Source organism: bacterium, assembly GCA_021372775.1.
GTDB lineage: Bacteria > Acidobacteriota > Polarisedimenticolia > J045 > J045 > JAJFTU01.
In genome coordinates, this window is record JAJFTU010000051.1 from 21,061 (window position 1) to 41,214 (window position 20,154).

Sequence of the window (20,154 nt, forward strand, 5' to 3'; positions counted from 1 at the left end):
CGGCCGCCGGCGACCGTCCGCGGTCGTTCCGCCGGCGGAGACGCCGAAAGGCCGGGAAAATTCTCCGCGGCCCGGGAACCATCCCGCGGCGGCGGCGTTGTCTATGAGTGGAGGCTGGATGAACGAGCCGAGCGACGCGGAGCTGATGGCCCTGGTCCAACGCGAGGACCGGGACGCCTTCGCCGCGATCGTGGAACGACACAAACACGCCTTGGTCGGGTACCTCTCGCGGCTCACGGGGAGCCGCGACCGGGCCGAAGACCTGGCGCAGGACGCCTTCGTGCGGCTCTACGAGTCGCGCGGCAAGTACCGCGAGGAAGGAAAGCTGGCCCCCTACCTCTTCCGGATCGCCACGAACCTCGCGCGGAGCGAAGCCCGCCGCGCGCGGCGCTGGAGGACGGTCGGGGTCCTGCTCGGAATCGACGGCCGCAAGAGCGCGCTCGCGCCCGAAGCCCAGCTGCTCCGCAGCGAGGCGCATCGGCGCGTGGCCGAGGCGGTGGCCGAGCTGCCGACGGAGTTCCGCGCCGCCGTGCTGCTCAAGGACGCGCTCGACTGGAGCTACGAAGACATTGCCCGCGCGCTCGACAAGCCCGAGGGAACGATCAAGTCCCGGGTCGCGCGCGGACGCGAACGATTGCGCCGGCAGCTCGCCGGCGCCGAAGGAGGCGCCGATGCGTGAGGAAGACCTCAAGCGACTGCTCGCCGAACTGCCGCGGGCGGAGGCGTCCCCCGACTTCACCGAAAACGTCCTGCGCCGCCTCGACGAGCGCGGCGCGCGCCGCCTCACCGCTCCGCGCCGCTGGGCCTGGGCCGCGATGGGGCTCGCCGCCGCGGCGACGATCGCCTCGCTCGCCGCGTGGCGGATCGAGCTGGGGCGGGAGCGCGCCCGCGACCTCGCCCAGATCGAGGCGCTCAAGAGCGAGCACGAGGCGCTTTCCAAGGAGCTCGCGGGGATGCGCGAGCTCGCCGCCCCCGCCGAGGGCGAAGTCTTCCTCGGCCGGGCGGGCGACGTCGACCTTGTTTGGCGCGCCGACAGCGCCAAGAAGGGACCGATCCGCGGCGAGATGGTTCGGCCGGCCGTCTTCCGCGCTCCGCTTCAACCCGACATTTGAACCGTTCGCCTTCCGCAAAAGGAGCACGCCGATGAAATCGCTGACCGCCGTCGCCGCCCTCGTCGTGGCCGCGGCTTTCGTTCCGCCGGCCGTCGCCCAGGCGCAGCCGAAACCGGACAAGCCGGTTCCCCGGACCGTCGTCGTTTCCGCCCCCGGGCGAGGGGACGTCCAGATCGACGTCGACGACGATCCGCCGGACATGCCGGCGCCGCCGATGCCGCCGCGCCCCGGTCGCATGGCGAAGCGCGGCTACCTCGGCGTGTCGCTGCTCGACCTGACGCCGGAACTCCGCGCCTTCTTCGGCGCGCCGCAGGAGGCGGGCGTGCTCGTCTCCCACGTCGAGGCCGACAGCCCCGCGGCCAAGGCCGGCATCAAGGTCGGCGACGTCCTGACGATCGCGGACGGACAGAAGATCGGTTCCTCGACCGACATTCAGCGGCGGGTCCGGGTGAAGAAGGACAAGGAGACGGCGTCGTTCGAAATCTGGCGCGACCACAAGAGCCGCACGGTCGTCGCCACGCTCGTCGAACGCGAGCGGCCCGAGATCGACTTCGGCGACGTCTTCATGTTCCGCCGCGGCGACGAGCGCTTCGCCGTACCGTTCGACCCGAACCAGATCAACGAGCAGGTCGAGAAGATGCAGAAGCGGCTGCAGAGCCCGGAGTTCCAGGAGCGGATGCGGCGCGCGCAGGAGATGGAAAAGCGGCTTCAGGAAATGGAGAAGCGGCTCAAGGAGATGGAGCAGAAGCTCAAGGAACGCTCCGCCGCCTGGTCCTCCGAAGAGCCCTCCTGAAGCAGGGACGAACTCGAACCACCGATGGACGACTCGCGTTCAAACGACCACGACCACCTACCTCCTCCAAGTTCCACCACCTCGGATTCGCGCAGTACCGAACCACCCTCCTCCCTTTCCTGAAGACGGCCCGCGTCGCCCCCGAGACGCGGGCCGTCGGCTTTTTCCGGGGCGAGGCGGCGCCCCGCGCGGCGCCGACGCTTCGCGCCGCGGAGTCGCCGCGAAGCGGACCGGCTTCAGTCTTCGGGCGGAACGACGTCGACGAAGAGCGGCGGAAAGTCCTTCACGCGCAGTTGGTAGGCGCGCGGCTCCTCGGGCAGTTCGAAGACCGCCGCGGCGGGGAGCGAAGGCGGACGCCCGTCCTCCCCCTTCCACGCCTCGAGCTGTCCGCCGCCGAAGAAGATCAGCCGTTCGCCGTGGACCTCGAGCGGCACGCCGACCGGACGGTAGACGTCGCCGCAGGCGTCCACGAGGACCATGTCGGCCTGCGGCCCCGACGGCGCGAGGCGCAGGCACTCGACCGTCTCGTCCTCGCTCGCCACGAGCACCGAGGCCTCGACGAAGACCCGTCCCTCGCCGGGACGCACGCCGGCGTACTCGCGGCGCGGCTCCGCGCCGAAGAGGACGAGCCGCGCGCCTTCGCGCCGGACCTCGCGCCCCGGCAGCCGCGGCGCGATCCGCCCGAGCGCGTGGCGGCCGAGCCACTCCAGGCAGCGCTGCGTCTCGTCGAGCCGGTGCGCGGGCTCCGACAGGCCGTGCCCTTCGCGCGGATAGAGGACGAACTCCGTCTCCCGCCCGAGCGTCCGCAGCGCGCGGAAGAGCGCGCGGCCGTTGGTCAGGAACGTGTTGTCGTCCTCGACGCCGTGGAGGATCAAGAGCGGCGCGGTGATCGACGCGGCGTGCTTGATCGGCGAACGCTCGAAGTAGAGCTGCGGCCGCTCCCACGGCGCGCCGCCGAGGTAGTGGAGCTCCCACGAGCCGTACTCCGAGGTCGAGAAGTCCTGCGCGAGGTCGAAGATCCCGGCGATCGAGACGCCGGCCTTGAAGCGGTCGGTCGTCGCCAGCAGCCAGTTGACGAGGTAGCCGCCGTAGCTCGCGCCGAGGACCGAGGCGCGGGACAGATCGGCGAGCCCCGATCGCCCGACCTCGTCGATCCCGGCGAGGACGTCGCGCGCCTCGGCCCCGCCGAGGTCGCCGCGGATCGCGGTCTGGTACGCCTCCGGCCCGCCCGACGAGCCGCGGTACTGCGGCATGAAGACCGCGAACCCCTCGGCGCAGAACGCCTCCGCCTCGCCCGCGCGCAGCGTGTCCTGCACGCGCCAGTGCGGCCCGCCGTGCAGCCAGACGACCAGTGGCGGCGGATCGCCGGCGACGCGGTCGGCGGGATCGGGGGTCAGGAGCAGCCCTTCGTGGTCGAAGCCCTCGTTGTGCCAGACGATCCGGCGGCGCGCGGCGCGGCGCCAATCGCGCGCTTCGGGATTGAGGTCGGTGAGCGGCGCGAAGACCTTCTTTTCGAGATCGATCGTCCCCGCCTCCGGCGGCGCGCCCGGCCCTTCGGCGAGGACGGCGACGACCGGCGCGCGGCGCGCGGCGACGAGCTCCGTAAAGTTGAACCCCTCGATCGGCAGGACCTCCGCCGTTCCGCGCTCCGGGTCGGCGACGACGAGGCGCGATTCCATGCCCCAGGCGACGAGCGCCGCGACGCGGCCGTCGGCCAGCGGCTCGAAGTCCTCGACGTCGCGGCCGACCCCCGCGAGCAGCGGGCGCGGCGCGGCGCCCTCGGCGGCGAGGTCGACGGCGAACAGCTCCTGGCGCGAGAAGGCGCAGGCCGGGTCGTTCCAGCCGTGGAAGAACAGCCGGCGTCCGTCGGCGGAGAAGCGCGGCTGCAGTTCCGCGCCGCCGCGCCCGCCCGAAACGCGCCGTTCCTCCCCCTTCTCGAGGTCGCGCAGGATGATCTCGGTCTTGTCGTCGTCCTCGGGACGGCCGGTGTGGTTCGTCGCGTAGGCGATCCACTTGCCGTCGGGGGAGACGTCGAAGTCGTCCACGCCGAGCAGCCCGCCGAAGAGGCGGCGCACGCGTCCGTCGAGCGGCTGGAAGAGGAACTCGAAGCGCGGCAGGTCGGCCTTGACGACGATCGCGTCATCCTTGTCGTCGCGGCGGCGGCGGCGCCACGACTTGGCGGCCGGGGGACGCGGCGTCTCGCAGAGGCAGTAGACCCCCGAGCCGTCGGCGGCCCAGCGGAACAGCTCGACCCCTTCGCCCGCTTCGGTCAGGCGGCGGGCCTCGCCGCCGCCGACCGGCAGCAGGAAGACCTGCTCCTTGTCCTCGCCGTTCTCCCGCTCGTCGTCCTCCTCGTCCTCGTGCGGCTGCGGGCGGAAGGTGACGAAGGCGATCAGCTTGCCGTCCGGCGAGAAGCTCGGCTGCGAGACGGGCGAGAGGCCGCGCGTAAGCTGCCGCGTCGGGAGATCCGGCTCCCCCTCGTCCTTCGCCTCGGCGGCGCGCGGCGCGGGGGCCGGATCGGGGGCCACGTGAAGCTGCACGTCGTGCTCGCCGTGGGCGAAGTCGGGCTCGGAGACCGCGACCGCGACCGACCGGCCGTCGGGAGCGACGTCGAGTTCGGTCGGCAGCTGGAGGCCGACGAGGTCGTGCGGGGCGACGCGGCGCTTGGGGTTGTCGTTCATCTTCGACCGGCGGTCGCGGCCCGCAGGGGCGGGGCGCGCGAGGAAAGCGGGATTGTAGCCCCCGGCGGGGCGGCCCGCCCGACTTCCCTGTTCGTCCCGCTTTCGCCGCAAGAGGCGACGGCGAGAGGTCAAGAGCGGGGAAGCGCGGCCGATGAGAAGTCCGGAGGACCGCGCCTTGCCCGACGCGACGACGACCGAACTGCACACCTTCTTCCCCGTCGCCTTGGCGATGCTGGAGATGGGCTCGGTCATCCCGTGCGAAATCTGGCTGCGCCACGAAGAAGGGCGCGATCCGGTCCTCTACCGCGGGCGCGACCTGCCGTTCACCGCGGCCCACCGCCGACGCCTCACCGACAGCGGCGTGGAAACGGTCTACGTCCCGTTCAGCGACGCCGAGCGGTGGGCGGTCTACATGGAATCGCGCCTCCACGGCCGGGTGATGGACGAGGCGGCCCCGGTCGAGGCGCGCGCCGACCTGCTGATCACGACCTCCCGCTCGATCATGAAGGACGTGATGGCGAATCCGTCCCGTCCCGAGACGGTCCAGCGGATCGGCGCCCTCGCCGACACGATCTGCGACTTCATGCGGACGCCGTCCGCGGTCGCCGCGACCGTGCGGCTGATGGAACACGACTACTACACCTACACGCACTGCGTTCACGTCGCCGTCTACAGCGTGGCCCTCGCCAGGGCGGCGGGGATCGACGCGCCGGACGTGCTGGCCGGCATCGGCCGCGGCGGCCTGATGCACGACTGCGGCAAGTGCAAGCTGCCCGCGGCGCTGATCAACAAGCCGGGGCGCTTCACCCCCGACGAGTTCGAGCTGATGCGGCAGCACCCGTCGTTCGGCCTCCAGATCCTCAAGGAGACCGCCTGGCCGGAGGGGCTGGTCCACGACGTCGTCCACTGCCACCACGAACGGATCGACGGCTCGGGCTATCCGCGCGGACTCGTCGGGAGGACAATCCCCGAAGCGGCGCGGATCGCCGCGATCTGCGACGCCTTCGACGCGATGACCACCGACCGCGCCTACCAGCGGGCGCGGCGCGGGCAGCAGGCGCTGCGGATCATCCACGTCGAGGAGCGCGACCACTACGACCAGCGGCTGGCGGAGAAGTTCATCCGCATGCTGCTGACCCCGAGCGGGAGCTGAGATGTTCGGGTTCCTTCGCCGACGCGCCGAGCGGGACGATCCCGCCGCGGCGGCCGCCAAGGGGGACCACGTCCTCGCGGCCGCGCTCTACCGCCGCCGTCTGGCCGACGATCCCGCCAACGCCCTCTTCTGGCGCAAGAAGCTGGCGGAGGCGCTCCTCGCCGCCGGCCGCCCGTTCGACGCGGCCGAGGAGTACCTCGCCGTCGCCGACGCGCTGGCCAAGCAAGGAAAGATGGCGCAGGTGCTGGCCGTCTACCGCACCGTGCTGCGCTTCGACGCCGACAACCCCGACGTCCGCGCCCGCCTCGCCGAGATCGCCGGCCCGCCGCCGGCGCCGGCGCGCGACGAGGGGACGGCGGACGCGCCGGCGATGACGATCCGCACCAAGCTGCGCGCCTTCGTGCCGCTCTTCTCCGAATTCGACCACGACGAGCTGGCCAAGATCGTCGAGGTGATGAACGTCCATCACTTCCGCAAGGGGCAGGACGTCTTCCGCCAGGGGGACCCCGGCGACTCGCTCTACGTCCTCGCGCAGGGGGAGATCGCGCTGCTGGTCGAGGGGCCGGAGGGGAAGCCGGTCGAGCTGGAGCGGATCGCCGACAACGGCTTCTTCGGCGAGTTGTCGGCGCTCCGTCCCGCGCCGCGCAACGTCACCGCGCGCTGCCTCGCCGACTGCGAGATCCTCGAGCTGACGCGCGACTACCTCGAGGCGGTGGCGATCGCCCATCCCCGCGTCTGGGAGATCCTCGAGGAGTTCCAGAAGCGCCGGCAGCCGCCGGTCGGGATCTGACCCACGCTCGCCGCGCTCCGCTCGTGGTGGCGCCGCGCACGCGAAGCGCGGCGCGTCCGCCGCGGGGCGCTCCGGCTGGTGGACGAGCTGTTCGCTGAACGTCCGGAGCTCTTGGCGCAGGCGCGCCTCGCGCCGCGCCACCGCGCGCGGCTGATCCTGCTCGACGTCGAAACCGACGAGAGGGGCGCGGTCGCCGCGGTCCTGCTCGGCATCGTGCGCCATCCGAAGCCGCACCCGCTCGCGCCGCGCGGCGACGAAGTGCTCGAGGCGCTGGTCTACCGCCCCGCGGAGGGGACGATCGAGGTCGCCGCGTCGCGGAACCTGACCCGCCGCGGGCCGCCCGCGCCCCCGGAAACGGACGACGGCAACGCGTCCTCGGAGACGGGCCGAGGCGGCGCGTCCTCGGAGACGGACGACGGCGGCGCGTCCCGGGGCGGATAGACGGGGGAAACGCGCGGCGCTATCGTCTTCCGTGGCTCTTCGGAGGCGCGTGGGTTGAATCGCCGCGAATTCGTGTCGCTGCTGGGCCGGGCCGCCCCCGCCGTCGCGGTCACCGCCGCGCTCGGCGGAGGGTACGCCGTCGGCGTCGAGCCGGAGTGGCTCGAGGTGCGGCGCGTGCGGATTCCGGTCAAGGGGCTCGATCCGGCGCTCGAAGGTCTGCGCCTCGTCCAGCTTTCGGACATCCATCGTTCGGCGTGGGTGGCGCGGGAGTTCATCGAGCGCGCGGTCAAGACGGCCGTCGATCTCCGTCCCGAGCTGGTCCTGCTGACCGGCGACTACATCACGAAGGACGCGACCGCGTTCGAGCCGCTGGGGCGCGAGATCGCCGCGCTCGGCGCCGCCGCGCCGCTGTTCGCGACGATGGGGAACCACGACTACATCCACTACTACGCGTGGGAGAAGCCCGCGCTGCCGCGCGGCGCCGAGTTCGTCGCGGCGATGGCCGCGGCCGCCGGCGGCGAGCTGCTGCGGAACGAGACGCGCCGCGTCGCGGTCCGCTCCGGCGCCGGCGCGGTGGACCTCGTCGCGCTCGACGACTTCTGGGCGCCGACGTTCGACGCCAAGCTGCCGTTCGGCGCCGGCCGCACCGCGGGCGTGCCGCGGATCGTCCTCTCCCACAACCCGGACAGCTTCCGCCAGGTGCGCGGCGCCTCGTTCGATCTGATGCTCGCCGGGCACACGCACGGCGGGCAGGTCCGCGTGCCGCTGATCGGGCCGCCGCTCAGCCCGGTGGAGGACCGGCGCTTCATCGCCGGCCTCGTCGCCGCGGACGGACGCTTGGTCTACGTGAACCGCGGCCTCGGCTTCAACCGCCGCGTGCGCTTCGGCGTGCGCCCCGAGATCACGCTGCTGGAACTGACGCGCGCGGCGTAAGGCGCGCGCCTTCGCCCGCGGTCCCCGCCGCGCGCGGGGGACCGCCGAGCCGCCGGACCGCCTCGTGAAACGGACCTTCCAACTCGCCTGCCCCAACGGCCCGTTCGGCGATCCGCTGCTCGTCGTCCGGCCGCGCCTTTCCGCGCGGCTGCTCCTCTTCGACTGCGGCGACGCGACGGCGCTCGGCCCGCGCCAACTGCTCGCGGCGAGCGACGTCTTCCTCTCCCACGGCCACGTGGACCACGTCTTCGGGCTCGGGCACCTGCTCCGTCTGCGCCTCGGGCGCTGCGACCGCCCGCTGCGGATCCACGGTCCCGCCGGGACCGCGGCGCGCGTCGCCGCCCATCTCGCGGGGTATTGCTGGAACCTCGTGGACGCCTACCCGCTCGACCTCGAGGTGCGGGAGTGGAACGGCGCGACGCTCGAGCGGCGCCGCTTCCCCGCGGCGGGCGGCTTCGAGCCCGCGCTGGTCGAACTGCGCCGCGCCGCGTCGCCGGCGACGTTCGTCGAGGACGACGAGATGGTCGTCGAGGCGCTGGCGCTCGACCACGGCGGGATCGCCTCGCTCGCCTTCCGCGCGCGGGAGAAGGCCGCCTACAACATCGACCCCGCGGCGCTCGCCGCGCGCGGCCTGCCCACCGGCCCCTGGCTCGCGCGGGTCAAGGAGGCGCTGCGGCGCGGCGATCCGCCGACGACGCCGATCGCGACGCCGGACGGCGGCGCCGCGCCGTTGGGCGAACTGCGCGACGCCTTGGTGATCGTCTCGCCGGGCGATTCGCTCGTCTACGCCGCCGACGCGGCGCCGACCGAGGCGACCGCCGAGGGTCTCGCCGCGTTCGCGCGCGGCGCGCGCCGCCTCGTCGTCGAGGCTCATTTTCTGGAGGAGGACGCCGAGCTGGCGCGCCGCAACGCGCACCTCACGGCGCGCCTCGCCGGCGAGATCGCGCGTCAGGCCGGCGTCGCCGCCGCCTCGCCGATCCACTTCTCGACCCGCTACGACGACCGCGCCAACGAAGTCCTCGACGAGTTCCGCGCCGCGGCCGCGCCGGTCCCGGTCGAGGAATTGCCGCGGCTTCCCGCCCCGCTTCCCGAGGACGCCGCGTAGCGCGGGCGCGGGCCGTCGCGATCCGCCGAGGACGGCGCTTGGCGCGGGCGCCGGCGGCGTCGAAGCTGTCCGGCTCTACCGCGGGCGCAGCGGATCGACGGCGAAGGCGAGTTCCTTGACCGGGCGGCCGCCGATCAGGTGTTCCTGGATGATCCGCTCCATCGCCTCGACGGTGACGGAGTGGTACCACGTCCCCTCCGGATAGACGACGGCGATCGGCCCGCGCCGGCAGATCCGCAGGCAGTCGACCTTGCTCCGCAGCACGCAGGAGGCGCCGCCGCGCGCCGCGGCGCCGCCGTCGAGCCCCAGCTCGCGCAGCCGTCCCTTGAGGTAGTTCCAGACCTCAGCGCTCTCTTCGTAGGACGCGCAGCGCGGCTTCCGCTGCATCGCGCAGAGGAAGATGTGCCGCCGGGCCGACCCGACGCCGATCCCGGCGGCCGTCTCCGCGAGCGACTTGCCGTCCATCGCGCGGAGCTACGCGAAGAGGATCATGCCGAGCTTGCTGAGCGCCGGGCCGACGGCCGGATGGTCGTGCCCCAACCGCTCGAAGAGGGCCAAGAGCGCGCGCCGCGCGCCGTCCTCGCGGAACTCGCGGTCGCGCTTGACGATCTCCAGCAGCTCGTCCATCGCCATCTCCGCGCGGCCGGAGAGCCACGCCGCGCCGGCCAGCGAGAAGCGCGCTTCGAGATCGTCCGGGCTCTCCGCCAGCCGCGCCTTGGCGGCGTCGAGGCTGCGCACGCGGCGGCCCGCGGCGAGCAGGTCGAGCAGCTGCTTCTCGCGCTGCGCTTCCTCGCCTTCCGGAGCGGCCTCGGGGATGCGGTCCAAGAGGGCGAGCGCCTCGTCGCGGCTGCCGTTCGCCGCGACCAGGCGGGCCAGATCGAGCAGGGCCGCCGTGTCTTTCGGCTGCTCGTCGACGAGCTTGCGCAGCAGCTGCTCCGCCTCCTCGACGCGGTCCTCGCCGAGGGCGCGCTTCGCCGCCTCGCGCAGTTCCTCGAGCGCCGTCGGCGCGAGGCCGGCCAGCCAGGCTTCGACGATCGGGGCCGGCTGCGCGCCGCTGAACTCGGAGACGACGCGGCCGTCGCGGAACGCCTTGACGGAGGGGATTCCCTGCACGCCGAACGCGTCGCAGAGCTCGGCGTTCTCGTCGGCGTTCACCTTGGCGAGGACGACCTTGCCGTTGAGCTTGCCGACGGCGGCCTCGAGCATCGGCCCCAGCGTCTTGCAGGGGCCGCACCACGGGGCCCAAAAGTCGACGACCACGGGCATGGTCTTCGACCGTTCGAGAACTTCCTTTTCAAACGACTCGACCGTCACGTCGATGATCAAGGCCATGGGTTGGAGTCCAAGCCGCCGCCCCCTCGCGGGAAGGGCGGCGCGGTGAAGGGATCGGGAAGGCCGGCCGCCGCGGCGAGCCGCGCGAGGATTCGCGGCGCGTCGCCGGTCGGTACATTGGAAATGTAGTAACGCTTGAAGCCGAGCTTCGCCAGCGCGAGGAGAGTTTGGACGGCGACCTCCTCCGCGTCGAGTCGCCGCTCGCCGAAGTCGCGCTTGAGCTCCTCCGCCGGGACCGGAATGAAGTCGGCCAGCTTGGCGAGGGTCGAGGGGCGGCCGCTCCGGTAAAAGAAGACGCCCGCGAACAACGGCAGATCGACGCCGAGCCGCGCCGCCTCGTCCATGAACTCCGCGACCGGCTCGATCTGGTGGTGCGACAGGACTTGGGTGAGGGCGAAGTCGGCCCCGGCGCGGTGCTCGGCGAGCAGGCGGGCCTGGCCGCGCGGGTCGCGGTTCGGGTTGGCCCAGCCGCCGAGGAGCAGCGCCGGCTGCTCGCGCCGCAGCCGCTCGCGCAGTTCGAAGGCGTGCGGCAGGCAGCGCGGCGGACCGCCGCGCTTGTCGCCCCCGAGCACGACGAGCGCGGGGAACCGCTCGCGCCGCGCGCGCGCCGCGCAGCGCAGGCAGTAGTCGAGCGGATGCTTGAGGGTCAGGAACGGGACGATGCGTTCGCGCACCGCGCGCGGACCGAGGTTCGCGGCGAGGTGCGCCATCCCCTCCTCCTCCCCGGCGCCGACCGCGCTGTCGGTGAGGAAGATCGCCGTGTCGGCGTTCGAGAGGCGCGCGACGGCGCGGTGAACGTCCATCCACGCGTCCATCGCCCGCGCCCCTTCGAGATCGCGCCGCGGCGGACGCAGCTCGACGGCGAGGAGCGGCCGCGGGTCGGCGAGACGCGCGGCGAACGAAGCGGGCGTGGGCGTGTCGTTCATGGCGTCGGGACCATGACGCGGGCGGGGCGCGCTGTCAATGGCTGTATCTTGTGCGCCATGAGAGCGGACACACTCCAGGAACTCTTGGCGCGCCGCGTGCTCGTGCTCGACGGCGCCACCGGAACGCGCTTCCAGCGCGAGCGGCTCGGCCCGGCCGACTTCGGCGGCGCGGAACGCGAAGGATGCTTCGAGGCGCTGGTCCTGGAACGGCCCGATCTCGTCGCCCTCGTGCACCGCGAGTACCTCGCCGCCGGCGCCGACGTCGTCGAGACCGACACCTTCGGCGCGACGCCGCTGGTGCTCGCGGAATACGGCCTCGCGGCGCGCGCGCGGGAGATCAACCGCCGCGCGGCGGAGATCGCGCGGGCCGAGGCGGACGCCGCGTCGAGCCCCGACAAGCCGCGCTTCGTCGCCGGCTCGATCGGGCCGACGACCCGCTCGCTGCTGCTCACCGGCGGCGCGACCTTCGCCGAGATGCGCGACGCGTTCCGCACGCAGGCGCTCGGCCTGATCGAAGGGGGCTGCGACTACCTGCTCGTCGAGACCGCCTCCGATCCGCTCAACGTCAAGGCGGCGTTCGAGGGGATCGACGACGCCGCGGCGGAGCTCGGGACGTCGCGCCCGGTCGCCGTCTCGGCGACGATCGAATCGTCCGGCGCGACGCTCTGCGGCCAGTCGATCGAGGCGTTCTACACGTCGATCGAACACCGCGACCTGCTCTACGTCGGGCTGAACTGCGCCGTCGGTCCGGAGTTCATGGCCGATCCGCTGCGCGCGCTCGCCGCGATCGCCGAGACGCCGGTGGCCTGCGTCCCCAACGCGGGGCTGCCGGACGAGCAAGGGCGGTATTCCGAAACGCCGGAGCGGATGGCCGGGACGCTGGCGCGGTTCCTCGACGAGGGGCTGCTCAACCTCGTCGGCGGCTGCTGCGGCACGACCGCCGAGCACGTCGCCGCGTTCGCGCGGCTCGCCGCGGGGCGCGCGCCGCGCGTTCCCGCCGCGTCGCGGTTCGGGCGGGTCGCGGGGATCGACTTCCTCTCGCTCGACGAAGAACGGCGGCCGCTGCTCGTCGGCGAGCGGACGAACGTCATCGGCTCGCGCAAGTTCAAGCGGCTCGTCGCCGAGGGGGAGTGGGAGCGGGCGGCGGAGATCGGCCAAGGGCAGGTCGCGGGGGGCGCGCACGTCCTCGACGTCTGCCTCGCCGATCCGGACCGCGACGAGCGGGCCGACATGGAGCGGCTGCTCGCGCGGCTGGCGCGGCGCGTCCGCGCCCCGCTGATGATCGACTCCACCGACCCGGCGGTCGTCGAGCGGGCGCTCGAGCTCGTGCCGGGGAAGCCGATCGTCAACTCGGTCAACCTCGAGGACGGCGAGGAGCGGCTGGGCAAGGTCGCGCGGCTCGCCCGCCGGCGCGGCGCGGCGCTGGTCGTCGGCTGCATCGACGACGACCCGCGGCAAGGGATGGCGATCGCCGCGACGCGCAAGCTGGAGGTCGCGCGGCGCGCCCACGCGATCCTGACGACGACGTACGGCGTGCCGGAGACCGACCTGATCTTCGACCCGCTCGTGTTCCCTTGCGCTTCGGGGGACGCGCAGTACAAGGGCTCGGCGCGCGAGACGATCGAAGGGGTGCGCGCGCTCAAGGCGGCCTTCCCGCGCTGCAAGACGCTGCTCGGCGTCTCCAACGTCTCGTTCGGCCTCCCCCCCGCGGCGCGCGAGGTGCTGAACTCCGTCTTCCTGCACGAATGCGGCGAAGCGGGGCTGGACCTCGCGATCGTCAACAGCGAGAAGATCGTCCGCTTCGCGCAGATCCCCAAGGAAGAGCGCGAGGCGGCGCTCGACCTGCTCCGCGACCGCGGCGAGGGCGCCGCGGAACGGTTCGCGGCTCTCTTCCGCGACGCGCGGCCGCGCGCCGCGGCCGACGAGGGCGGCGCCGCGCCGATCGAGACGCGCCTCGCGCGGCGGATCGTCGAGGCGCGCCGCGAGGGGCTCGAGTCGGACGTCGAGGAGGCGCTGACCCGCTACGCGCCGCTCGACCTGATCAACGGCCCGCTGCTCGACGGCATGGCCGAGGTCGGGCGGCTCTTCGGCGCGAACGAACTGATCGTCGCCGAGGTGCTCCAGTCGGCGCAGGTGATGAAGGCCGCGGTCGCGCTGCTCGAGCCGCGGCTGCCGCAGGGAGCGGCGCCGCGCAAGGGAACGTTCCTCCTCGCCACGGTCAAGGGGGACGTCCACGACATCGGCAAGAACCTCGTCGGGATCCTCCTCGCCAACAACGGCTTCAAGCTGGTCGATCTCGGCATCAAGGTCGATCCGACGACGCTGGCCCGGGCGATCGCCGAGCACCGGCCGGCGATCGTCGGCCTCTCCGGCCTGCTCGTGAAGTCGGCGCGGCAGATGGCGGCGACCGCGGCCGACCTCAAGGCGGCGGGGATCGACGTGCCGCTCCTCTGCGGCGGGGCGGCGCTGAGCCGCCGCTTCGTCGAGACGCAGATCGCGCCGGCCTACGGCGGGATCGCGCTCTACGCGCCGGACGCGATGCAGGGGCTCGCCCTCGCCGAGCGGCTGGTCGATCCCGAAGCCCGCGCCCTGCTCGCGGCCGAGGCGGCGCGCGTCGCCGCCGGCGCCGCGCCCGACGCCGCGGCCGAGACGGAGAGCGAGGCCGCGGAGGTCGGGCCGACCGTCGCGCCGGCGCCCGACGTCCCGCCGCCGCCCGATTTCGCGCGGCGCACGTACGCCCTGCCGGCGCGCGAGGCCCTCGCCTGGGCCAACGAGCAGACGTTGATCGGCCGGCACCTCGGCCTGCGCGGGAACGTGCGGAGCGCGGCCGAGGCGCGCGACCCGAAGTACCGCGAGCTGCGGGCGCTCGTCGAAGAGGTCGTCGACGAGTACGCCGCGAAGGGGATCCTCGCGCCGCGCGCCGTCTTCCAGTTCTTCCGCGCGCGCCGCGACGGCCGGACGATCGTCCTCGCGCGGGAGGACGGCGCCGAGGCGGCGCGCCTGACGTTCCCGCGTCAGGCGGACCGCGGACGGCTCTGCGTCGCCGACTGGGTCGAGCCCGCCGAGGGGCGGCCCGACGCGGTCGCCCTCTTCGTCGCGACCGCCGGGACCGGCGTGCGCGAGGAGGCGGCGCGGCTGACCGCGGCGGGCGAATACCTCAAGGCCCACGCGCTCGCGGCCTGCGCGCTGGAATTGGCGGAAGGGACGGCGGAGCGGCTGCACGCGCACCTGCGCGCGCTGTGGGGCATTCCGGACCCGCCCGACATGACGCCGCTGCGGATCTTCCGCGCCGAATACCGCGGGCTGCGCGTGTCGTTCGGCTATCCCGCCTGCCCGGCGCTGGAGAACCAGCGGATCCTCTTCGACCTGCTGCGCCCGGAGGAGATCGGCGTGCGCCTGACCGACGGCCTGATGATGGACCCCGAGGCGTCGGTCTCGGCGCTCGTCTTCCACCACCCCGCGGCGCGCTACTTCTCCGCCGGCGCGGCCGACTGAACGCCGGCGCCGCGCGGCGGCCCGAAAAGAGAACGGGCGCCCTCGAGGGGCGCCCGTTCCGGCGATTGCTTGAGCGGTCGGTCAGCGGCGACCGGCCGAGAAGCAGTCACGGCAGAGGACCGGACGGCCGGCCGTCGGCTTGAACGGCACGGTGTCTTCCTTGCCGCACTGCTGGCAGACGATCGGGTGACGAACGCGGTCGCCGCCGCGGGGCGCGCCGGCGCCGCCGCCCTGAGCCTTGCGGGCGGCGCGGCACTCGCGGCACCGCTTCGGAGTGGACATCCCGCGCTCGGCGAAGAACGCCTGATCGCGCTCGCTGAAGGTGAAGTCGCTACCGCAGTCCACGCAGGTGATGGTCATGTCGGGCATAAAGCGTTCCCTCGGACGATTGGGCCGTGCGCGCGCGGACGCGCAAAGCGACGGACGTGATGGCGCGGCGGGACGAATCCTCCGGGACTGCAAGTGCGCAAACCCCGTTCGGACCTTTCCGCGCAGGCCCGAACGCGGCGCCTTAAAGCGCGACAACGGGAGTATTGAATCCCACAAAAGAGGGCGGCGTCAATGGGGACGGCGCAGAAATCGCGCCGTGGCGACAGATCCGCCGCCGTTCGGGCGGCGGGTCCGTCCGTCGATCGGGAAGAGCCTTGCCCTGGATCGACAGCCGGCCGCGGGGCGGCGCAAAATCGATATTCCCCTCGAAGGAGAGTCCCCATGCGTCAGGCGGTGGCCGTTCTGGCCGTTTTCGCCGCGCTTCTCGCCACTGTCTCGGTCGCCCTCGCCGCCGGTCCGGCCTACGCGGGCTGGGGCGGGCTGCGCCCGGGGCCGTACGCCGTCGGCTTCCAGCCGATTCTGGCGCGGGACCAGTCGCGCACGTTCGATTCGCCGCGCGACGCCGACGGCGCGCCGAACCAGCGCGAGGTCGCGCGGCCGGTCCAGATCCTCGTCTGGTACCCGGCGTCGCCGGCCGCGGAGGCGGCCCACGTTCCGTTCGCCGACTACGTCGCCCTGTCCGCGCGCGAGATCGACTTCGGGCCGCTCGACGACGCCGCGCGCGCCGCGAAGCTCGAGGCGTTCGTCGCCCTCCCCGCGGCGCAAGGGATTCCGGCCGACACGGTGCGCGCCCTCCTCGCCGCGCCGACCGCGGCGATCGCCGCGGCGCCGCGCGCCGAGGGGACCTTCCCGCTCGTCCTCTACGCCGCCGGCCTGAGCGGCTCGGCCTTCGAGAACTCGATCCTCTGCGAGTACCTGGCCAGCCACGGCTACGTCGTCGCCGCTGTGCCGTCGATCGGGGCCGAGGGCCGGGCGATGACCCCGGACATGATCGGGGCGGAGGCGCAGACGCGCGACATGGCGTTCGCCCTCGCCACGCTGCGCGACTATCCCTACGCCGACGCGCGCGACGTCGCCGTCGTCGGCTACAGCTTCGGCGGCCTGGCCGACGTGATGCTCGCGACGCGCGACACGCGGGTCGCCGCGCTCGTCTCGCTCGACGGATCGATCCTCCATCTCGACGCCGCGGAGCGCGCCGACGCGCGCCTCGACCCGAACCGGCTGCGCGTCCCGTCGCTGTTCTTCGTCGGCGCGGGGAGCGAGCGCCCCGACTTCGACCCGGCGTTCTTCCGCGCCCTCAAGTACTCCGACGCGCGCCTGCTGCGCCTGCCGCGGATGGAGCACCGCGACTTCACCTCGCAGCACGTGGTGCTCTTCGAGCTGCTTCCCGCCGACCAGCGCGGGACCCGGGGCGGCGATCCGCGCCTCGGCTTCGAAACCGCCGCGCAGTACGCGCGCCGCTTCCTCGACGCGACGCTCAAGGGAAACGCCGAGGCGCGCGCGTTCATCGACGGATCGCCGGACGGCCTCGGGCTTCCCGCGGGGTTCGCGCGGCTCGAGAGCCGGCGCGCCGTTCCCGCCCCGCCGACCGAAGGGCAGTTCCTCGACCTTCTGGAGCGCGGCGGCGTCCAGCGGGCTCGGGAAGCGCTGCGCAAGGTCAAGATCGTCGATCCGCAGTGGCAGGTCTTCCGCGAGGCGACGATGGAGGCGCTCGGGCGGGCGCTGCTCGCCGAGAACCGCGTCGCCGAAGCGGCGGAGGCCTTCCGCCTCAACGTCGAGGCGTATCCCGATTCGGCCGACGCCGCGGCGAGCCTCGGCGAGGCGCTGGCCCGCGCGGGAAAGGCGAAGGAGGCGGAGGAGGCGTACCGCAGCGCGTTGGTGCTGCTCCGCCGCGACGAGCGGACGCCGGCGGCCTACAAGGAGCAGTTCCGGCGGCGGCTGCTCGACGCGATCGCCAAGCTGAAGTGACGCGGCCGGGGGGCGTTCCGCTTCGGGACGCCCCCGCGGCATCCGCGGCCGGGGCCCGGCCCGTACGCGTCCCGGTTCCCGTCTCCGCGCGCGTTCCCGTCACTGTTCCCATCCCCGTTCGCGTTCCCCGTTCCGCTCCCGTCACTGTTCCCATCTCCGTTCGCGTTCCCCTTTCCGCTCCCGTCCCTGTTCCTGTGCCCGTGCCCGTTCAGAGCTAAGCTGTCGAACCATGAACAGGGCTCTCCGCGCCGCCTTCCTCCCGTTCGCCGCGTTCGTCGCTTGCGCCGCGCTTCCCGCGCGCGCCGCCGTTCCCGTCGCCGCTCCGGCCGAATGCCGCGTCGTCGATCTCGGCGCGCTCGACGACGCCGCCTTCGCGCGGCTCGTCCGGCTGCGGTTCGACGTCGAGCGGAACGGCCGGCGCGAGGCGATCGCCTACGTGACCCCGGCGCAGGAGGACAAGCTCGAGGCGCTCGGCTTCGCGTGGACCGAGACCGGCCTCTGCGCCGGCGCCGCGCCGGCGGCGACGACGGAGGCCGCCGCAGCGACCTACCACACCTACGACACGCTGACCTCCGACCTGCAGGCGCTCGCCGCGGCGCACCCGGACATCGTGCGTCTCTCGTCGGCCGGCGCGACGACGCAGGGGCGGCGGATGTGGTGGGTGCGGATCGGCCTGCCGGCCGATTCCCGCGGCGACCACCCCGTCGTCCGCTACCTCTCCTCGATCCACGGCGACGAGCTGGTCGGGATGGAGCTGCTGATCCGGCTCGCCCACTGGCTGGCCGAGGGATACGCGGGCGACGCGCGCGCGCGGAACATCGTCGAGAACGTCGAGACGTGGATCATGCCGCTCGTCAATCCCGACGGCGCGGCGCTCGGCCAGCGCTGGAACGCCGCCGGCGTCGACCTCAACCGCACCTTCCCCGATGAGTACGACGACCCGCGCGACGTCGCGACCGACCGGCCGGCCGAGACGGCCAACCTGATGAACTGGCAGGCCGGCCGCGCGGGAACGCTCTCCGCGAATCTCCACGGCGGCTCGCTGGTCTACAACTACCCCTACGACAACAACGCCGCCGGCGCGTCGGTCTACAGCGCCGCCCCCGACGACGACACGTTCATCACGCTAGCCTACGACTACGCCGTGCACAACGGGCCGATGTTCTCGAGCCCGGAGTTCCACCAGGGGATGACGAACGGCGCCGCATGGTACGCGGTCTCCGGCGGGATGCAGGACTGGCTCTACCACTACCGCGGCGAGATGGCGGCGACGATCGAGCTCTCGAACACCAAGATGCCGGCGGCCTCGACGCTCGACCAGTACTGGAGCGACAACCGCGAGTCGTTGCTCGCGCACCTCGAGCGCGCGCTGACCGGCGTGCGCGGCCTCGCGACCGACGCCGTCACGGGAGCGCCGGTGGCGGCGACTATCCGGGTGCGCGGCCGCGCCGAGCCGTTCCGCTCCGACGCCGCGGTCGGCGACTTCCATCGTCCGCTCGTCGCCGGCGCGGCGTTCAATCTCGACCTCTCGGCGCCCGGCTACGCCGCCGCGTCGGCGCCGTTCAGCGTCGCCGACGCGCGCGGCCCGGCGACGCGGGTGAATGTCGCGCTGACGCCGCTGCCGCCGAACGTCGCCGCCGTCGGCGCGCGCGCCGCCGACGACGACGGCGTCCTCGCCGCGGGCGAAGCGACGACGCTCGCCGTGACGGTGCGCGAGGACGGCGGGCCGCTCGCCGGCCTGTCGGGCACGCTCGAGTCGCTCGACCCGTGGCTCGCCGCGGAGAGCGCCGGCGGAACGTGGCCCGCGCTGCGCCCCGGCGCGGCGACCGAATCGAACGCGCCCCATTTCGCCGTTTCCGTGCCGGCGGGCGCGCCGTCCGGGCACAAGGTCGCCGCGCGCGTGGCGTGGACGGCGCCGGACGGAACGCGCGGCGCGACGGCGCCGTTCTTCGTGCCGCTCGGCGCCGCGGGATCGCTGACCGCCGCGGCCTCGGGCCTGCCGGCCGCGATTCCCGACGTCGGATCGGTGCAGCGCTCGGTCGTCGTCGCCGCCGACGAAGAGATCGCGTCGGTCGCCGTCGCCGTGACGATCACGCACCCCTATCCCTCCGACCTCCGCCTCACCCTCGTCGCGCCGGGTGGGCAGTCGTACGTCCTCGCGGAACGGCCGTGGTGGGGTTCGGGCGTGGACGCCGTCTTCGGCGTCGATCGCGCGCCGCTCGACTCGCTCGCGCCCCTCGTCGGCACGTCGTGCGAGGGAACGTGGACGCTGCGCGTCGAGGATCTCGAGTACGGCAACACCGGCTCGCTGACGAAGTTCGAGCTGCGCTTGACGACGCGTCCGTTCGAGAGCCCGATCGCCGCCGTGCCGCATCTCGACGTCGCGAAGAACGGCGCGGGGGCGGCGGCGTTCTCGTGGTGGCCGGTCGGCGGCGCGACGCGCTACGTCGTCCGCCGCGCCGCCTCGCCCGCCTCCGCCGCCGACTTCGCCGACATCACCGCGTCCGACGCCGACCCGACCGACACGTCGTTCGTCGACGCGGCGAACCCGGCCGCGGGGAGCGCGTTCTTCTACGTCGTGAACGCCGTCGGTCATTCCGGCGAAGGAACGTGGGGCCACTTCCTCCGCTGACGCGGCGCGGGATCCGCGGCGCGTCGCCGTTCGGAAGCGCGGCCGCCGCACGCGGAACAAAAAACGAGGCGGTCCCGCGGGGCCGCCTCGTCGCGCAAGGAACTTCGGGGCCGGTCAGAACCGCCACGCCACGCCGGCCGAGACCTGCGGTCCGGAAAGGTCGATCTTCCCCATCCCGTCGAAGTCGTCGCCCATCTCGGCCCGCACCTTGTGGTAGCGGACCTCGGCGAAGACCGACCAGTTCTTCTGCACCGGGATGTCGAGCCCGGCGACGCCGAAGAAGCCGGCCTGCACGCCGTCGGCGCGGTACTCGCCGGTGAAGATCGGCAGCGCCTCGTCGTTGAAGTTGATGAAGTCGCCGTTCTCGGTGTAGCGCCACCAGTAGAGCCCGCCCCCGAAGCCGAGGTACGGAATCACCGGCGCCTTCTTCCCCGCGGGATAGAAGACGAGGCCGACCGTGAAC

17 protein-coding genes are annotated in these 20,154 nt (G+C 73.3%); 11 read left to right on the top strand and 6 right to left on the bottom strand.

Annotated elements, in window-relative coordinates; translation table 11 throughout:
* Positions 1-118: 118 nt before the first annotated feature.
* From LLG88_02065 to LLG88_02075, 3 genes are read left to right on the top strand one after another with little or no spacing between them, the layout of a single operon-like run.
* Entirely contained in the window at positions 119-679 is a 561-nt protein-coding gene (locus LLG88_02065; protein MCE5245692.1) for an RNA polymerase sigma factor, read from the top strand.
* On the top strand, positions 672-1,112 hold the full coding sequence (locus LLG88_02070) for a hypothetical protein (GenBank protein MCE5245693.1): 441 nt from the start codon (positions 672-674) through the stop codon (positions 1,110-1,112). Before LLG88_02065 ends, LLG88_02070 begins: the two co-directional genes overlap by 8 nt.
* Before the next feature lie 31 nt (positions 1,113-1,143).
* The gene (locus LLG88_02075; protein MCE5245694.1) at positions 1,144-1,905 is read left to right on the top strand and encodes a PDZ domain-containing protein; all 762 of its coding nucleotides are present in this window, start codon (positions 1,144-1,146) and stop codon (positions 1,903-1,905) included.
* Between the two features lie 236 nt (positions 1,906-2,141).
* Here the strand turns inward: LLG88_02075 and LLG88_02080 are convergent, their stop codons facing one another.
* On the bottom strand, positions 2,142-4,586 hold the full coding sequence (locus tag LLG88_02080; protein MCE5245695.1) for a S9 family peptidase: 2,445 nt from the start codon (positions 4,584-4,586) through the stop codon (positions 2,142-2,144).
* 151 nt (positions 4,587-4,737) lie between these two features.
* Between LLG88_02080 and LLG88_02085 the strand changes: the two genes are divergently transcribed.
* The 5 genes from LLG88_02085 (at position 4,738) to LLG88_02105 (ending at position 9,008) form a co-directional block, all read left to right on the top strand.
* Positions 4,738-5,739: an HD domain-containing protein gene (locus tag LLG88_02085; GenBank protein MCE5245696.1), complete on the top strand. Its 1,002-nt coding sequence runs from the start codon at positions 4,738-4,740 to the stop codon at positions 5,737-5,739.
* Position 5,740: 1 nt separating this feature from the next.
* Positions 5,741-6,529 (top strand): cyclic nucleotide-binding domain-containing protein, encoded by a 789-nt coding sequence (locus LLG88_02090; protein MCE5245697.1) that lies wholly within the window; start codon positions 5,741-5,743, stop codon positions 6,527-6,529.
* Between the two features lie 78 nt (positions 6,530-6,607).
* Entirely contained in the window at positions 6,608-6,970 is a 363-nt protein-coding gene (locus tag LLG88_02095; GenBank protein MCE5245698.1) for a hypothetical protein, read from the top strand.
* Positions 6,971-7,024: 54 nt separating this feature from the next.
* Positions 7,025-7,903, top strand: a complete 879-nt coding sequence (yaeI, locus tag LLG88_02100) for a phosphodiesterase YaeI (GenBank protein MCE5245699.1) — start codon at positions 7,025-7,027, stop codon at positions 7,901-7,903.
* Positions 7,904-7,967: 64 nt separating this feature from the next.
* Positions 7,968-9,008 carry a ribonuclease Z gene (locus LLG88_02105; GenBank protein MCE5245700.1) on the top strand — a complete coding sequence of 347 codons (1,041 nt, stop codon included), beginning with the start codon at positions 7,968-7,970 and terminating at the stop codon, positions 9,006-9,008.
* A 75-nt stretch (positions 9,009-9,083) separates the two neighbouring features.
* On the opposite strand, the gene LLG88_02110 is transcribed toward LLG88_02105, so the two are convergent.
* Genes LLG88_02110 through LLG88_02120 form a run of 3 tightly spaced genes read right to left on the bottom strand, consistent with a single transcriptional unit; the run spans position 9,084 to position 11,266 of the window.
* On the bottom strand, positions 9,084-9,473 hold the full coding sequence (locus LLG88_02110; GenBank protein ID MCE5245701.1) for a ferredoxin: 390 nt from the start codon (positions 9,471-9,473) through the stop codon (positions 9,084-9,086).
* Positions 9,474-9,482: 9 nt separating this feature from the next.
* Positions 9,483-10,340, bottom strand: a complete 858-nt coding sequence (locus LLG88_02115) for a tetratricopeptide repeat protein (protein MCE5245702.1) — start codon at positions 10,338-10,340, stop codon at positions 9,483-9,485.
* Positions 10,331-11,266 carry a hypothetical protein gene (locus LLG88_02120; GenBank protein MCE5245703.1) on the bottom strand — a complete coding sequence of 312 codons (936 nt, stop codon included), beginning with the start codon at positions 11,264-11,266 and terminating at the stop codon, positions 10,331-10,333. Before LLG88_02120 ends, LLG88_02115 begins: the two co-directional genes overlap by 10 nt.
* 57 nt (positions 11,267-11,323) lie before the next feature.
* Here LLG88_02120 and metH point away from each other — a divergent pair, with 57 nt between their 5' ends.
* Positions 11,324-14,761 (top strand): methionine synthase, encoded by a 3,438-nt coding sequence (metH, locus tag LLG88_02125; protein ID MCE5245704.1) that lies wholly within the window; start codon positions 11,324-11,326, stop codon positions 14,759-14,761.
* An 81-nt stretch (positions 14,762-14,842) separates the two neighbouring features.
* Here the strand turns inward: metH and LLG88_02130 are convergent, their stop codons facing one another.
* Positions 14,843-15,130, bottom strand: a complete 288-nt coding sequence (locus tag LLG88_02130; protein ID MCE5245705.1) for a zinc-ribbon domain containing protein — start codon at positions 15,128-15,130, stop codon at positions 14,843-14,845.
* A 342-nt stretch (positions 15,131-15,472) separates the two neighbouring features.
* On the opposite strand from LLG88_02130, the gene LLG88_02135 reads away from it, so the two are divergent.
* Together LLG88_02135 and LLG88_02140 are read left to right on the top strand one after the other, a co-directional pair.
* Positions 15,473-17,059: an alpha/beta hydrolase gene (locus tag LLG88_02135; protein MCE5245706.1), complete on the top strand. Its 1,587-nt coding sequence runs from the start codon at positions 15,473-15,475 to the stop codon at positions 17,057-17,059.
* Between the two features lie 229 nt (positions 17,060-17,288).
* Positions 17,289-19,691, top strand: a complete 2,403-nt coding sequence (locus tag LLG88_02140; protein MCE5245707.1) for a proprotein convertase P-domain-containing protein — start codon at positions 17,289-17,291, stop codon at positions 19,689-19,691.
* Between the two features lie 114 nt (positions 19,692-19,805).
* On the opposite strand, the gene LLG88_02145 is transcribed toward LLG88_02140, so the two are convergent.
* The coding region (locus LLG88_02145) for an outer membrane beta-barrel protein (protein ID MCE5245708.1) at positions 19,806-20,154 on the bottom strand (349 nt) is incomplete at its 5' end.